This window comes from Streptomyces sp. SM1, from assembly GCF_002910825.1.
Lineage (GTDB): Bacteria > Actinomycetota > Actinomycetes > Streptomycetales > Streptomycetaceae > Streptomyces > Streptomyces okerensis.
This window is the reverse complement of record NZ_NEUB01000652.1, coordinates 1-13,245: the sequence shown is the minus strand read 5'-3', so window position 1 is coordinate 13,245 and position 13,245 is coordinate 1. Positions and strand designations below refer to the sequence as shown.

Here is a 13,245-nt window from a genome sequence, read left to right as displayed (position 1 = left end):
TCTCCTACTGCGGATCCCGTCCACCGTCGTTCCCCGGCACCGTCAGCCCGCCGAGGGCCGGCCGGTCGCCCGCCGTCAGCCGCGGCAGCAGCTGCGCGGTGAACAGCGTGGACAGCGCCGAGGTGTCGGTACCGCCGTCGGTACGCACCACCACCGGCTGCGGGGCCTTCCCCGCGAGTCCGGCGCCCACCTCGAGGCGCCGGCGGGCCAGTTCGTACTGGAGCACCGCGCGGTTGTCCCGGTAGGCCATGGCCAGGGCGCGCTGGGCGCGGGCCTCGTTCTCGGCGGCGATGAGCCCGCTGCGGCCGCGCGTCTCGATCTCGAACCGCACCCGCTGGGCCTCGGTCTCCTGCCGCTCCAGCAGCTGGGCGACCTCCTCACGGGCCCGGTTCAGCGCCGCCCTGACCTCGACGATGCGGGCGTCGCGCACCTTCTTGGCCCGCTCGATGTCCATGCCCAGGCTGTCGATGCGCCGCTTGCGGGTCAGGCCCCACTCCTGCTCGTAGGCCGTGCGCTCCTTGGCGATCCGCTCCCGGGTGGCCAGGTGGTGCTGGTACTGCGTCGGCAGCTGCACGTCGGGGATGTTGCAGCCGGTGATGCGCACGCCGTAGCCGGACAGCTGCCGGTTGAGCAGTTCCTGCATGTCGGCCACGTCCGAGCCGCGCAGGTCGTAGGCGCGCTCGGTGCGCATCTGCCGGGCCCGCTGCCGGATCGCGTCCTGCACGGCGCTGGAGAGCACCAGGTCGAAGTTGCCGGCGCCGATGGTGCGCACGAACAGCACCGCGTCGGTGATGCGGAACTTCAGGAAGAACTCGATCGAGCGCAGCGGCACGTTCTCCTGCGTGGGGCAGGCCATGACGGGCGCCGAGTACGGGATCTCGGTGGCCGTGTCGACGACGAAGTCGACCCGCGACCAGGGGTGCCAGAGGTAGTGCCGGCCGGCGTCGAGCGTGCGGGTGACGGCGCCGTAGCGGGTCAGCACGCCGTGGGTGCCCTGCTCGATCTCGACGATCGAGGAACGCCACCACCACAGCGCGCCGATCACCAGCAGCACCACGCCGCCGACGTAGGAGAGGGTGGCGAGGGCGCCGTACGCGAGGTCGGCCGCCCCGTCGGAGTCGGCCTCCCGCAGCGTCAGCATCACGCCCGCCAGCAGGGCGTAGACGCCGAGCCAGAGCGGCAGCATCCACCACAGCCGGCGACGGTGGCGGGGGATGATCACCGGAATGAGGGTGTCGGCCTCGCCGCCGCGCAGCAGACGGGCGATGTCGGACCAGGGAGCGACGGCCTCGGAGATGACCGAGCGGCGGTGGATACGGGCGGAACTCACGGCTGGTCCTCCTCGGCGGGCTCGTGCACATCACCGGTGATGGCGGTCCCGGGGGTCTCACCGGTCCCGGGGGCCCCGGCCGTCTCGCCGTCGGGCGCATCGCCCGCCCCGGCGCTCCCGGCGTCCCCGGGCATCTGCGGCACCGTCGGCCGCTCGGCCGCCAGCAGCGCGCCGATCTCCTCCTCGCGGGCGGCGATCCGCTCCGACACCTCCGTCAGCCTGCCGCGTACGGCGGCCATGTCCTCGTCGGTGAACAGCTCGGCCCCGCGCTCACCGACCATCTCGCGGGCCAGTTCCAGGAAGTCGATGCCGGCCGCGCCGGCGCTGTCCGCGCCGCCGATGCGCACCAGACGGGGCAGGTGGTCGGCGACCTGCTCCAGGGTGTCGAGCACCTGCTGCTGATAGCGGTACTCGAGGATCTCCGGCGCCTGCGCGGCGGTCACCGCGCGGATGTCGAGGGCCTGCGCCTCCAGCAGTGCCGCGTTGGCCTTGGCCTCCGACTCGGCCTGGACGTAACGCTGGCGGGCCAGCGCCTCGGCACGGTTGGTCTCGCGCTCCACGGCGGTGTCCATCTGCGCCTGGTACTGGGCGATGTCGGCCTGGATCGCGGAGAGCGTCTCCTGGCTCGAGGCGAGTTCCTTGCTCAGGTCGCCCTCGTCCTGCTCCATGCGCAGCTGGAGCGCGTACTCGTGGGTGTACGCCTCCTTGGCCATCCGCACCATCTCGGGTGCGGCCAGGTCCATCCGGTAGCGCCGGTCCGAGGGCTCGGCGTGGGTGATGTTGGCGTTGGTCAGCTCCACCGCGGGACGGAACTGGTGGTTGAGCTGCTCCAGCAGGCGGCCGCTGTCCTCACCCACCATGTCGTAGATCCCGGACGCCTCCTGCTCGTAGATCAGGCTGCGGATGGTCTCGCTGACGGCGTTGCCCAGCTTCTCCTCGAACCCGCGCACGGCGCCGAGGGTGTAGACGAACTCGACCGGGTCGCTGATCCGGAACTGGATGAACAGGTCGATGGACGCCTTCACCCCGCCCTTGGTCGGGGCCTCGCGCACCGGGGCGTTGAACGGGTACTCGCGGACCGTGTTGACGATGTAGGACACCCGCTTCCAGGGGCTGAGCAGGGTGATCCGGCCGGGGCCGACGACCTTTTCCAGCTTGCCGAACCGGGTGATCAGCGCCTGGCAGCCGTCCGGCACCATGACCAGGCCCTGCCGCCACCACACGAACGCGACGGAGAGCAGCGCGATCACCCAGTAGTGCACTCCGAACAGGGGGTCGGTGAGGACGCCGCCCCCGGTCGCCGACACCACCGACGTGCCCACGACGCCGATCACCAGCAGCGACAGCACCGGCAGCATGGACAGCAGGGAGCGGCCCCGGGGCATCACCATCGGGCAGATGGCGTGCATCACCTCGCCGCCGTCGCGCAGCTGCTCACTGCGGCCGAGCGCCTCACCGGCCTCGTCCAGCGGCACCGTCTTCTGCCGCATGACGGTGTCGACGGAGCTCCCGTCCTGTTCCCGGGCCGCCGGGAAGTCGGCGGGGTCCATCCCGTCGCCCTCGGTCTCCTGACGTCCGCCCCGACCGTCTCCGCCGCCCTGCGACGACGTGCCGCCGCCGACGCGGCGGCGCAGTTCGTCCTGGGCCGCCGCGCGCGGATCGGTGCCGGACGCGACCGCCTCGGCGACGCTGCGTAGGCTCTGCGCCCGCGTACGTGCCATGGGATCCCCCTTCGCGTGTGGTGCTGATCCCTGCCGGATCACTTTCGTGGTTCACGTGATGCTCAGGGTGCGCGTGATGCGCACGATTCACGTGGTCCAGGTGATTGCACACCATCGGCGGAACAGGGATAAGGGGCGCCCCCAGCAACGGTCACCTCTCGGTGATTGCCGGAAAGCGCCCCTCGCCCGGATTCCCGGGAACGGTCAGGCCGCCGCGGGGACCCGCCGGGGATCGTCGGCGGGAGTCCCGTCGGCGGGGCTCCCGCCGACCGGTGAGGCGTGGACGGAGTCGTACGCCGTGCGGTCGAGCAGTCCCTCACGGGCGGAGACGACGACCGGGACGAGCGCCTGCCCGGCGACGTTCGTCGCGGTGCGGATCATGTCGAGGATGGGGTCGATGGCGAGGAGCAGGCCCACGCCCTCCATGGGCAGGCCCAGGGTGGAGAGGGTGAGGGTCAGCATGACGGTCGCGCCGGTGAGGCCGGCCGTGGCGGCGGAGCCGACGACCGAGACGAACGCGATCAGCAGGTAGTCGCCGAGACCCAGCGGGATGTCGAAGATCTGGGCGACGAAGATCGCGGCGATGGCCGGGTAGATCGCGGCGCAGCCGTCCATCTTCGTCGTCGCGCCGAACGGGACGGCGAAGCTCGCGTACTCCTTCGGTACGCCCAGGCGCTCGGTGACCTTCTGGGTCAGCGGCATGGTGCCGACGGACGAGCGGGAGACGAAGGCCAGCTGGATCGCGGGCCAGGCGCCCTTGAAGAACTGGACGGGGTTCACCTTGGCGGCGGTCGCCAGCAGCGCCGGGTAGACGCCGAAGAGGACGATCAGGCAGCCGATGTAGATGTCGGCGGTGAAGGTGGCGTACTTGCCGATGAGGTCCCAGCCGTAGGTGGCGATCGCGTTGCCGATGAGGCCGACGGTGCCGAGCGGGGCGAGGCGGATGACCCACCACAGGGCCTTCTGGAGGAGTTCGAGGACGGACTCGCTCAGGGTGAGGATCGGCTGGGCCTTCTCGCCGAGCTGGAGGGCGGCGATACCGGCGACGGCGGCCATGAAGACGATCTGGAGGACGTTCAGCTCGGTGAACGGCGTGATCACGTCGGTCGGCACGATGCCGGTGAGGAAGTCGGTCCAGGAGCCGGACTTCTCGGGCGCGGCGCCGTCCGCCGGGGTGAGGCCGGTACCGGCGCCCGGGTTGGTGACCAGGCCGATGACCAGGCCGATCGCCACCGCGATGAGCGACGTGATCATGAACCAGAGGAGGGTCCGCGAGGCGAGCCGGGCCGCGTTGTTGACCTTGCGCAGGTTCGTGATGGAGACGAGGATCGCGAAGAAGACGAGCGGGGCGACGGCGAGCTTCAGCAGGCCGATGAAGGTGCCGCCGACCTTCTCCAGGGTGGTGACCAGCCAGGAGAGGTCCTGGCTGCGGGCCAGCCAGCCGAGCAGGACGCCGAGGACGAGGCCGGCGAGTATCTGGGCCCAGAAGGGCGCGCGTACGGGCAGCTTGAACTGCGTGTTCGTGGACACGGACATGCTCCGGTGAGGGGACGCGTGAGGACGCGTGGGGAAAGGTGACGTGGACTCGGGGGCGGCGGAACGTCAGGGACGACAGTTCGCGGAGGTGACCCGGCAGAGGTCCACGTGCAGACGCGCCACGAGCGGAACACTCCGGGGCGTGCGGAACACGGCTGCTGACTTCACCCGACGACCGTAGCACCTGAACTTTGAGATCCTCAAAGCCTTGCTTTGACAGGCGGAGCCCCGAACGCGTCCGCACAACGCAAAGCGCCCCGGGTTTCCAGGGGATTCGGGAACCCGGGGCGCCGAAGCGCGGTGCGCGGCTGTGACGGACGTTACGAGGCCTGGCCCTGCGTCTGGCCCTGCGCCTGGCTCTGGGCGCGGGCGGTGTCGTCGGCCGCGTCCTCCTGGTTGCGGTTGGCCTCCAGGTTGGCCTTGGCGCGGTCCACCCGCCGCACGATCTGCTCGGAGGCCCGGTCCCGCTCCTTGCGGAGCACGACGAAGCTGATGGGGGCCGAGATCAGCATCGCGAGCAGGATGATCCACAGGCCGTTGGAGTCGCCGAGGCCGCGCGGGGCGAGGCCGGAGTAGACGAGGCCCCAGACGCCCACGAGGCAGCCCGCGAAGATCCCGAGTCGCATCAGTGTGTAGCGGAGCATCTCATCCACTCTTCCCTGCGTACGGTCAGAACGCCCCAAAGGGACAACGTCCAGTGAAGCACGGCCGGTGGGGGATCTTTCGGCGGGGTGCCGACCCCGGGCCCCCGGTACGGGCCTCAGGTCAGCGGGAGCAGCATGATGATGTCGTCCCGGTCGTCGTCGGGGCCCACGCGGATGGCGCCCGGGACCCGGCCGACCTCCTTGTAGCCGCAGGAGGCGTAGAAGTGCTCCAGGCCGAGGCCGCCGCGGCAGGTGAGCCGTATCGCCTCGACGCCGTCGAGGGTGCGGGCGGCCCGTCCGGCGGCGGCGAGCAGGTCGCGGCCGTAGCCCCGGCCCTGGTGGCGGGGGTGGACCATCACCGTGTAGAGCCAGATCCAGTGGGTCATCAGGTGGTGCGTGTTGAGGGTGAGGAACGCCGTCGCCGCCACCCGCCCCTCCTCGTCGTGGCCGACGAGCAGCCGGGAGCGTTCCTCCGCCATCGCCACGAACTGCCGCACCAGTCCGGGCCGGATCTCCTCCCGCGTCACCGGCGGTACGAAACCGACCGCTCCGCCCGCGTCGGTGACGTCGGCCCACAGGTCGAGGATGCCGTCGCGCAGTTCCGGGGTGACGACGGGATCGAAGGTGAAAGTAAGGGGCATAGGTCGATACTAGGCATTACCCCAGTGCTCGCGCAGCCACTTTCAGGTCGGACGGCAGCCACTGGTACGCCGCCTCCCGGTCCTCGTCCGCAGCACCGCCGAGGGGTGGACCGTGGGCACCAGCCGCTCGGGGCGTCCGTGGATCTCCTCCTCCAGCACCGTGCCCCGCACTCCGGGCCGGCTTCCCCGAGCGCCCGGTCGAGCAGTGTGCCCGCGGGGCCGACGAAGGGCCTGCCCTGCCGGTCCTCCTGATCACCGGGCTGCTCCCCGACGGGCATGACGCGGGCGTGGGTGTTCCCGGCGCCGATGACGGTCTGCGTGGCGTCACGGTGCAGGGGGCAGCTCCGGCAGTCCGCGGCGGCCCCGCACGGCGGGGAGGCCGCCGCGGGAGGGCGAACGACCGGGAACGTCACACCCGCATCGGCTGCGGGGACTCCCGGCGCGCCGGGTCCGCGCCGTCGTACTCCCGGATGATCTCGTACCGCGTGTTCCGCTCCACCGGCCGGAACCCGGCGTCCCGGATCAGGTCGAGGAGATCCTCGCGCGTCAGCTTGTTCGGCGTGCCGTAGTTGTCCGCGTCGTGCGTGATCTTGTACTCGACGACCGAGCCGTCCATGTCGTCCGCACCGTGCTGGAGCGCGAGCTGCGCCGTCTGCACTCCGTGCATCACCCAGAAGACCTTCACGTGCGGCACGTTGTCGAACAGCAGCCGCGACACCGCGAACGTCTTCAGCGCCTCCGCCCCGGTCGCCATCTGCGTCCGCGCCTGGAGCCGGTTGCGGACCTTGCCGTCCTTCATGTCCACGAAGTCGTGCTGGTAGCGCAGCGGGATGAAGACCTGGAAGCCGCCGGTCTCGTCCTGCAGTTCACGCAGCCGCAGCACGTGGTCCACGCGGTGGCGGGGCTCCTCGATGTGGCCGTACAGCATGGTGCTCGGGGTCTTGAGCCCCTTCTCGTGCGCCAGCCGGTGGATGCGCGACCAGTCCTCCCAGTGGGTGCGGTGGTCGACGATGTGCTGCCGCACCTCCCAGTCGAAGATCTCCGCGCCGCCGCCGGTGAGGGACTCCAGGCCCGCGTCGATCAGCTCGTCGAGGATCTCGGAGGCGGACATGCCGGAGACGGTCTCGAAGTGGTGGATCTCGGTGGCGGTGAACGCCTTGAGCGAGACGTGCGGCAGGGCGGCCTTCAACTCCCGCAGCGAGCGCGGGTAGTAGCGCCACGGCAGGTTGGGGTGCAGCCCGTTGACGATGTGCAGCTCGGTCAGGTTCTCCGACTCCATCTCCTTGGCGAGCTTCACCGCCTCCTCGATGCGCATCGTGTACGCGTCCTTCTCCCCCGGCTTGCGCTGGAAGGAGCAGTAGGCGCAGGAGGCCGTGCACACGTTGGTCATGTTGAGGTGACGGTTGACGTTGAAGTGCACGACGTCGCCGTTCTTGCGCGTCCGCACCTCGTGCGCCAGCCCGCCCAGCCAGGCCAGGTCGTCCGACTCGTACAGCGCGATGCCGTCCTCACGGGTCAGGCGCTCGCCCGCCCCGACCTTCTGCTCCAGTTCGCGCTTGAGCCCGACGTCCATGCCGTCCCTCTTTTCCTCGACGCTCTTGACCTCTTCGGCCGCTCCGGCCGCTTCGGGCAGACCCCGTCAACCGTACAAGCCGGCTACTGCACCTCCTCGGGCAGCTCACCGACGCGGTTCTCCCACTTCGTGGAGAGCACGATCGTCGTACGGGTGCGGGAGACCCCCTTGGTGCCGGACAGCCGGCGGATGGTCTTCTCCAGACCGTCCACGTCGCTCGCCCGCACCTTGAGCATGAAGGAGTCGTCGCCGGCGATGAACCAGCAGTCCTCGATCTCGCCGAGGTCCTTCAGCCGCTGCGCCACGTCCTCGTGGTCGGCGGCGTCGGAGAGCGAGATGCCGATCAGGGCGGTGACGCCGAGCCCGAGCGAGGCGGCGTCCACGGTGGCGCGGTAGCCGGTGATGACACCGGCCGCCTCCAGCCGGTTGATGCGGTCGGTGACGCTGGGTCCCGACAGGCCGACGAGGCGCCCCAGCTCCGCGTACGAGGCCCGGCCGTTCTCTCTCAGGGCCTGGATGAGCTGCCTGTCCACCGCGTCCATTCGAATCGAGCCTTCCACTGAAGAGGTACGAAGTTCTTGAAAAGGGTGGTGCCGGGAGTTCTTGAAAGGGTGGTGCCGTGGGTGGCGCTGAAGGTGGTGCTGCCGTGCCGTGGTGATGTGCCGTGCTGACGGACTCAGTCGGTGCGGGACCCGCCGCCGAGTCCGCCCTTCCAGCGGCGGTAGAGCCGGTGCTCCACGCCCGCCGCGTCGAGAACGCGTCCGGCGACGAAGTCCACCAGGTCCTGGATGTGCGTCGCGCCCGCGTAGAAGGCCGGTGAGGCGGGCACCACGGCCGCGCCCGCGTCGTCCAGCGTCACCAGGTGCCGCAGGGTCTGGCCGTTCAGCGGGGTCTCCCTGACGGCCACCACCAGCGTGCGTCCCTCCTTCAGGGTCACGCTCGCCGCCCGCTGCAACAGGTCCTTGGAGAGTCCGAGCGCCACCCCGGCCACACAGGCGGTGGAGGCGGGCACGATCAGCATGCCCTTGCTCGGATACGACCCCGAGGACGGCCCGGCCGCCAGGTCACCCGCGGTCCAGTGCCGTACGCGGTCGAGGTCGACGGTGCAGGCGTCCGGCTTGCCGTCCGCCCCGCGGGACAGCCATTCCCGCAGGTCGTCCCGCCAGTGGGCGTCACGGAAGGCGATACCGGTCTCGTCCAGCAGGGTGAGCCGCGAGGCCCGGCTGACGACGAGATCGACGCTCTCCCCGGCGGTGAGCAGGGCGCGCAGAACCGAGGCGGCATACGGGGTGCCGGAGGCACCGGAGACCCCTACGATCCAAGGCGTACGGCGCGTCTCTCCTGGCTTGACTGGGTTCACGACACCGAGCCTATCGGGAGTCACAGGGAGGGAACCGGGCAAGGGTGCCGGGCGTTCCTCAAAGAGAACGGGCCGATGGCGGGGGGTGGATGATGTCGGGTTCGCGTACGGAGTGGTCGCGGGGTGACCGGGTCGGGTCCGCGGTCAGGCTGATGGCGGGCTGGGTGGCGCTGCTGTGGCTGCTCGAAGTGGTCGACGTGGCCGCCGGCCACGCGCTGGACGACCACGGCATCGTGCCGCGTGTCCCGTCCGAGCTGGTCGACATCGTCCCGGCCGCGTTCCTTCACTTCGGCTTCGCCCACGTGGCCGCCAACAGCGTGCCGCTGCTGGTGCTGGGCTTCCTGGCGGCGCTCGGCGGGATACGCAGATTCCTCGGCGTCTGCGCGCTGATCGTCGTGGCCGACGGTCTGGGGGTGTGGCTCATATCCCCGGCGCACACCAACACCGCGGGCGCCTCCGGCCTGATCTTCGGCCTCTTCGGCTTCCTGCTGGTCAGCGGTTTCGTCGAGCGCCGCCCGCTGGGAGTCCTGGCCGGCGTATCGGTGGCCGCGGTCTGGGGAGGCTCGATCGTCGCGGGCCTCGCCCCGACCCAGTCCGGCGTCAGCTGGCAGGGTCACCTGATAGGCCTGGCCGCGGGCGTGGCGGCGGCGTTCGTCTTCCGCCGCACACCCGACGCGCGGCGGCCGACTGCCTAGACGGTGCGGCGCGTCCCGCGCGCTACACCGTCAGCCCGCGTACCAGCAGGTCCAGCAGGGCGCAGACGAACAGCGCGATGCCGATGAAGCCGTTGACGCTGAAGAAGGCCCGGTTCAGGCGGCTCAGGTCGGTCGGGCGGACGATGCTGTGCTCGTAGACGAAGGCCCCGGCGACGATCAGCAGGCCCAGCCAGAAGAAGACACCGGCGTCGGTGAGGAGGGCGAACCAGACGAACAGGCCGGTGGTCACGGCGTGGCAGACGCGGGCGGCCCGGACGGCGGCCGGGACGCCGAAGCGGGCCGGGACCGACCTCACGCCGGTCTCGCGGTCGGTGTCGACGTCCTGACAGGCGTAGATCAGGTCGAAGCCGCCGATCCAGATGCCGACCGCCAGACCGAGGACGACCGCGTCCCAGGACCACGACCCGGTGACGGCCAGCCAGCCGCCGACCGGCCCCATGGCCTGCGCGAGTCCGAGGATGGCCTGCGGGAAGTCGGTGAACCGCTTGCCGTACGGATACACCACCATCGGGACCACGGCGACGGGTGCGAGGGCGAGGCAGAGGGGGTTGAGCAGGGCGGCCGCGCCGAGGAAGACGGCGAGGGCGATCAGCGCGCCGGTCCAGGCGTGCCGGACCGACATCGCGCCGGTGACCAGTTCGCGGTGCGCGGTGCGCGGGTTGCGGGCGTCGATCTCGCGGTCGATGATCCGGTTGGCGGCCATCGCGAAGGTGCGCAGCCCGACCATGGCGACGGTGACCAGCAGCAGCGTGCCCCAGTGGATGCTCGCGTCCCACTCGTACATCGCGGTGAGCGCGGCGATGTAGGCGAAGGGCAGCGCGAACACCGAGTGCTCGATCATGACGAGGCGCAGGAACGCCTTGGTGCGCCCCGGCTGCGGGGCCGGGTCCGAACCCACGACCCCGTCGGCGGTGGTCATCATGCGAGGCTCCCGAGGAAGGTGTCGAGGTCGGCCAGCAGCGCGGCTGCGGGCAGCGGGCCCGTCTCCACGGTCAGCGGCTTTTCGGCGTCGTCGGGCGGGGTGAGGTGCGCGGTGAACAGGTAGGCGCCGGCTCCGGACGGGCGGGCGTCCAGCCGCAGCACGGCGCCGCCGTCGACGGTGAACGGTCCTCCCCCGGCCGCGGTGAGCTCGTCCCGCAGCCTCCGCGCGAACTCGGCGGGTTCCGCGTCGCGCACGCCGGGGAGCTCGAAGCCGTCGCCCTCGCCGCCCCGCTCGAAGAGCACCGCCCAGGTGTCACCGGAACCGGCGAGCTCCTCGGGGGTGACACCCGCCTCCTCGGCGGCCCGGCGGACCCCCTCGTCGCCCGGGTCCAGCTCGGGGCGTACGAGGGCCACGTAGTCGGTCTCGGTGCCGATGAAGAGCGCCGGTCCGCCCTCGCCGTCGGGACTCACAGTCCGTACTCCTTCCAGCGGCGGTCGACCTTCGCCGCCGTGTCGGGGTCGGACTCCACCATGTCGGGCCAGCCCCCGTCGCGCGTGTACCCCTCCTCGGGCCACTTCTTCGTCGCGTCGATACCCGCCTTGCCGCCCCAGAACTGCTGGTAGGAGGAGTGGTCGAGATGGTCGACGGGGCCCTCGACGACGGTGAGGTCACGGGCGTAGTCGGTGTTGCCGAGGGCCCGCCAGGAGACCTCGTGCAGATCGTGGACGTCGCAGTCGGAGTCGACGACCACGATCAGTTTGGTCAACGACATCATGTGGGCGCCCCAGATGGCGTGCATCACCTTCTGCGCGTGTTTGGGGTACTTCTTGTCGATCGAGACGATCGCGCAGTTGTGGAAGCCGCCGGACTCGGGGAGGTGGTAGTCCACGATGTCCGGCACGATGATCTTCAGCAGCGGCAGGAAGAAGCGCTCCGTCGCCCGTCCCAGCGGTCCGTCCTCGGTCGGCGGCCGGCCGACGACGATCGACTGGAGCAGCGGCCGCTTCCGCATGGTCACGCAGTCGATCTTCAGGGCGGGGAACGGTTCCTGCGGGGTGTAGAAGCCGGTGTGGTCGCCGTAGGGACCCTCGGAAAGCATCTCTCCGGGCTCCAGCCAGCCCTCGATGACGACCTCGGCCTGCGCCGGAACCTGGAGCGGAACGGTCTTGCAGTCGACCATCTCGATCCGCCTGCCCTGCACGAACCCGGCGAACAGGTACTCGTCGATGTCCCCGGGCAGCGGCGCGGTGGACGCGTACGTCACGGCCGGCGGGCAGCCGAAGGCGATGGCGACCGGCAGCCGCTCACCGCGCCGCGCGGCGACCTGGTAGTGGTTCCGGCTGTCCTTGTGGATCTGCCAGTGCATGCCGATGGTGCGCTTGTCGTGCCGCTGGAGCCGGTAGAGGCCGAGGTTGCGGATGCCCGTCTCCGGGTCCTTGGTGTGGGTGAGCCCCAGGTTGAAGAAGGAGCCGCCGTCCTTGGGCCAGGTGAAGAGCGCCGGGAGTTCGTCGAGGTCCACGTCCTCCCCGTGCAGGACGACCTCGTGCACGGGCGCGTCCTGGGACTTCACCTTCTTCGGCGGCACGTGCGTCATCGAGCCGAGCTTGCCGAAGGCCTCGCGCACGCCGATGAAGCCCTGCGGCAGTTCGGGCCTGAGCAGCCCGCCGATCTTCTCGCTGATGTCCGCGTACGACTTCAGCCCGAGCGCCTTCAGCAGGCGGCGGTCGGTGCCGTACACGTTCATGGCGAGGGGCATGCTGGAGCCGCGCACGTTCTCGAAGAGCAGGGCGGGACCGCCGGCCTTGTTCACCCGGTCGACGATCTCACCGACCTCCAGGAACGGGTCGACCTCGGCCTTGATGCGCTTGAGGTCGCCCTCGCGCTCCAGCGCCCTGAGCAGGGAGCGAAGATCGTCGTAAGCCATGCGGTCAAGTATCCCCGAGCGGTTACCCTGGGCCTGTACCGCCCACCGCTTTCGCTTGCTTTCGCTGGAGAGGCCCCATGCTGCGGGTGCTGATGTTCCTCGTGCCACTGGCACTGAGCGTGTATGCGTTCATCGACTGCATCAGTACCAAGGACGAGGACATCCGTCACATGCCCAAGCCGCTGTGGGCGATCCTCGTGCTGGTGTTTCCGCTGGTCGGCTCGGTCTCCTGGATCATCGCCGGCAAGAAGCGGCAGCCCGCGGGCACGGGCGGCTCCGTGTGGGGCGGGGGCGGCGGCCGTCGGCAGTGGGTGGCCCCGGACGACAACCCCGAGTTCCTCAGGTCGCTGGACGACGACAAGGACAAGGACGACAAGCCGGGGGACGGCGACCGCGGCGGAGCCGGCTGACCGGCCCCGCGCACGTCAGCTCCTGGCCCAGCTCTGGCCCGCCGAACCGTCGCACTCCCGCGTCATGATCATGCCGCTCGGCCGGGCGTGGTCCAGGCACCTGCCGGTCTTGGTGAGGACCACGGTGCCGCCCGGACCGAGACGCCACTCCTGGGCGTCGTCCGCACCACAGGTCGCGCTGTGCATCGAACCGTAGGCGGACAGACAGTTGCCCGACGTCCGATGGACGATTCGGTAGCCGCCGGACGAGACGCTCCGCAGGCTCCAGCCGGCTCCCCCGGCGGTGCAGCTGCCCATGGCGAGGTAGCCGTAACCGGGCCCGCCGGAGGAGACGAGGCACTGTCCGCCCGCCCCGTTGCGCAGGGTGTGGCCACCCGCCGACGGCGCCTCGGCCTCCGTGCCCCCGCCGCCCGCTCCTCCGCCGCCGTTCCTGACGTAGTTCTCGAACGCCTGCTGCTGCTCGGCGTC

15 protein-coding genes and 1 pseudogene are annotated in these 13,245 nt (G+C 70.6%); 2 read left to right on the top strand and 14 right to left on the bottom strand.

The features are described from left to right. Nucleotides 1-4: 4 nt before the first annotated feature. From B9S61_RS17160 to B9S61_RS17120, 10 genes and pseudogenes are all read right to left on the bottom strand, one after another. The gene (locus B9S61_RS17160) at nt 5-1,330 is read right to left on the bottom strand and encodes an SPFH domain-containing protein (protein WP_103543051.1); all 1,326 of its coding nucleotides are present in this window, start codon (nt 1,328-1,330) and stop codon (nt 5-7) included. Beyond that, the gene (locus tag B9S61_RS17155) at nt 1,327-3,051 is read right to left on the bottom strand and encodes an SPFH domain-containing protein (protein ID WP_103543050.1); all 1,725 of its coding nucleotides are present in this window, start codon (nt 3,049-3,051) and stop codon (nt 1,327-1,329) included. The genes B9S61_RS17160 and B9S61_RS17155 overlap by 4 nt, the downstream gene beginning before the upstream one ends. A 204-nt stretch (nt 3,052-3,255) precedes the next feature. Further along, nucleotides 3,256-4,587 (bottom strand): dicarboxylate/amino acid:cation symporter, encoded by a 1,332-nt coding sequence (locus tag B9S61_RS17150; RefSeq protein ID WP_103543049.1) that lies wholly within the window; start codon nt 4,585-4,587, stop codon nt 3,256-3,258. 66 nt (nt 4,588-4,653) lie between these two features. Beyond that, nucleotides 4,654-4,740 carry a putative leader peptide gene (locus B9S61_RS43455; protein ID WP_360390543.1) on the bottom strand — a complete coding sequence of 29 codons (87 nt, stop codon included), beginning with the start codon at nt 4,738-4,740 and terminating at the stop codon, nt 4,654-4,656. Nucleotides 4,741-4,907: 167 nt separating this feature from the next. Continuing rightward, nucleotides 4,908-5,231, bottom strand: a complete 324-nt coding sequence (locus B9S61_RS17145; RefSeq protein ID WP_103543048.1) for a DUF4229 domain-containing protein — start codon at nt 5,229-5,231, stop codon at nt 4,908-4,910. Nucleotides 5,232-5,347: 116 nt separating this feature from the next. After that, nucleotides 5,348-5,872, bottom strand: a complete 525-nt coding sequence (locus tag B9S61_RS17140) for a GNAT family N-acetyltransferase (RefSeq protein WP_103543047.1) — start codon at nt 5,870-5,872, stop codon at nt 5,348-5,350. 16 nt (nt 5,873-5,888) lie between these two features. Then, nucleotides 5,889-6,265 (bottom strand): annotated as a pseudogene (locus B9S61_RS17135) (uracil-DNA glycosylase family protein); the annotation flags it as partial. A 16-nt stretch (nt 6,266-6,281) separates the two neighbouring features. After that, the gene (gene mqnE, locus B9S61_RS17130) at nt 6,282-7,445 is read right to left on the bottom strand and encodes an aminofutalosine synthase MqnE (RefSeq protein ID WP_103543046.1); all 1,164 of its coding nucleotides are present in this window, start codon (nt 7,443-7,445) and stop codon (nt 6,282-6,284) included. A gap of 83 nt (nt 7,446-7,528) precedes the next feature. After that, complete coding sequence (locus B9S61_RS17125) at nt 7,529-7,987, bottom strand: Lrp/AsnC family transcriptional regulator (RefSeq protein ID WP_103543045.1); 459 nt, start codon at nt 7,985-7,987, stop codon at nt 7,529-7,531. Between the two features lie 134 nt (nt 7,988-8,121). Next, nucleotides 8,122-8,805 carry a UbiX family flavin prenyltransferase gene (locus B9S61_RS17120; RefSeq protein ID WP_181007402.1) on the bottom strand — a complete coding sequence of 228 codons (684 nt, stop codon included), beginning with the start codon at nt 8,803-8,805 and terminating at the stop codon, nt 8,122-8,124. A 92-nt stretch (nt 8,806-8,897) separates the two neighbouring features. Here B9S61_RS17120 and B9S61_RS17115 point away from each other — a divergent pair, with 92 nt between their 5' ends. Further along, nucleotides 8,898-9,500 carry a rhomboid family intramembrane serine protease gene (locus B9S61_RS17115; RefSeq protein ID WP_103543073.1) on the top strand — a complete coding sequence of 201 codons (603 nt, stop codon included), beginning with the start codon at nt 8,898-8,900 and terminating at the stop codon, nt 9,498-9,500. A 22-nt stretch (nt 9,501-9,522) separates the two neighbouring features. Here the strand turns inward: B9S61_RS17115 and mqnP are convergent, their stop codons facing one another. From mqnP to B9S61_RS17100, 3 genes are read right to left on the bottom strand one after another with little or no spacing between them, the layout of a single operon-like run. Next, entirely contained in the window at nt 9,523-10,443 is a 921-nt protein-coding gene (mqnP, locus tag B9S61_RS17110; RefSeq protein ID WP_181007401.1) for a menaquinone biosynthesis prenyltransferase MqnP, read from the bottom strand. Then, a complete protein-coding gene (locus tag B9S61_RS17105; protein ID WP_103543043.1) occupies nt 10,440-10,913 on the bottom strand; it encodes a hypothetical protein in 474 nt (157 codons plus the stop codon). The genes mqnP and B9S61_RS17105 overlap by 4 nt, the downstream gene beginning before the upstream one ends. After that, entirely contained in the window at nt 10,910-12,367 is a 1,458-nt protein-coding gene (locus B9S61_RS17100; protein ID WP_103543042.1) for a menaquinone biosynthesis decarboxylase, read from the bottom strand. Before B9S61_RS17100 ends, B9S61_RS17105 begins: the two co-directional genes overlap by 4 nt. A gap of 77 nt (nt 12,368-12,444) precedes the next feature. Here B9S61_RS17100 and B9S61_RS17095 point away from each other — a divergent pair, with 77 nt between their 5' ends. Then, nucleotides 12,445-12,777 (top strand): PLD nuclease N-terminal domain-containing protein, encoded by a 333-nt coding sequence (locus B9S61_RS17095; protein ID WP_103543041.1) that lies wholly within the window; start codon nt 12,445-12,447, stop codon nt 12,775-12,777. Between the two features lie 15 nt (nt 12,778-12,792). On the opposite strand, the gene B9S61_RS17090 is transcribed toward B9S61_RS17095, so the two are convergent. Further along, the coding region (locus tag B9S61_RS17090) for an RICIN domain-containing protein (RefSeq protein WP_146064872.1) at nt 12,793-13,245 on the bottom strand (453 nt) is incomplete at its 5' end.

What these genes read in the sequence shown, in the direction of transcription:
- B9S61_RS17155 (WP_103543050.1), bottom strand. Translation starts at nt 3,051, where the DNA reads ATGGCACGTACGCGGGCGCAGAGCCTACGCAGCGTCGCCGAGGCGGTC.
- B9S61_RS17150 (WP_103543049.1), bottom strand. Translation starts at nt 4,587, where the DNA reads ATGTCCGTGTCCACGAACACGCAGTTCAAGCTGCCCGTACGCGCGCCC.
- B9S61_RS17145 (WP_103543048.1), bottom strand. Translation starts at nt 5,231, where the DNA reads ATGCTCCGCTACACACTGATGCGACTCGGGATCTTCGCGGGCTGCCTC.
- B9S61_RS17140 (WP_103543047.1), bottom strand. Translation starts at nt 5,872, where the DNA reads ATGCCCCTTACTTTCACCTTCGATCCCGTCGTCACCCCGGAACTGCGC.
- mqnE (WP_103543046.1), bottom strand. Translation starts at nt 7,445, where the DNA reads ATGGACGTCGGGCTCAAGCGCGAACTGGAGCAGAAGGTCGGGGCGGGC.
- B9S61_RS17125 (WP_103543045.1), bottom strand. Translation starts at nt 7,987, where the DNA reads ATGGACGCGGTGGACAGGCAGCTCATCCAGGCCCTGAGAGAGAACGGC.
- B9S61_RS17115 (WP_103543073.1), top strand. Translation starts at nt 8,898, where the DNA reads ATGTCGGGTTCGCGTACGGAGTGGTCGCGGGGTGACCGGGTCGGGTCC.
- mqnP (WP_181007401.1), bottom strand. Translation starts at nt 10,443, where the DNA reads ATGATGACCACCGCCGACGGGGTCGTGGGTTCGGACCCGGCCCCGCAG.
- B9S61_RS17100 (WP_103543042.1), bottom strand. Translation starts at nt 12,367, where the DNA reads ATGGCTTACGACGATCTTCGCTCCCTGCTCAGGGCGCTGGAGCGCGAG.
- B9S61_RS17095 (WP_103543041.1), top strand. Translation starts at nt 12,445, where the DNA reads ATGCTGCGGGTGCTGATGTTCCTCGTGCCACTGGCACTGAGCGTGTAT.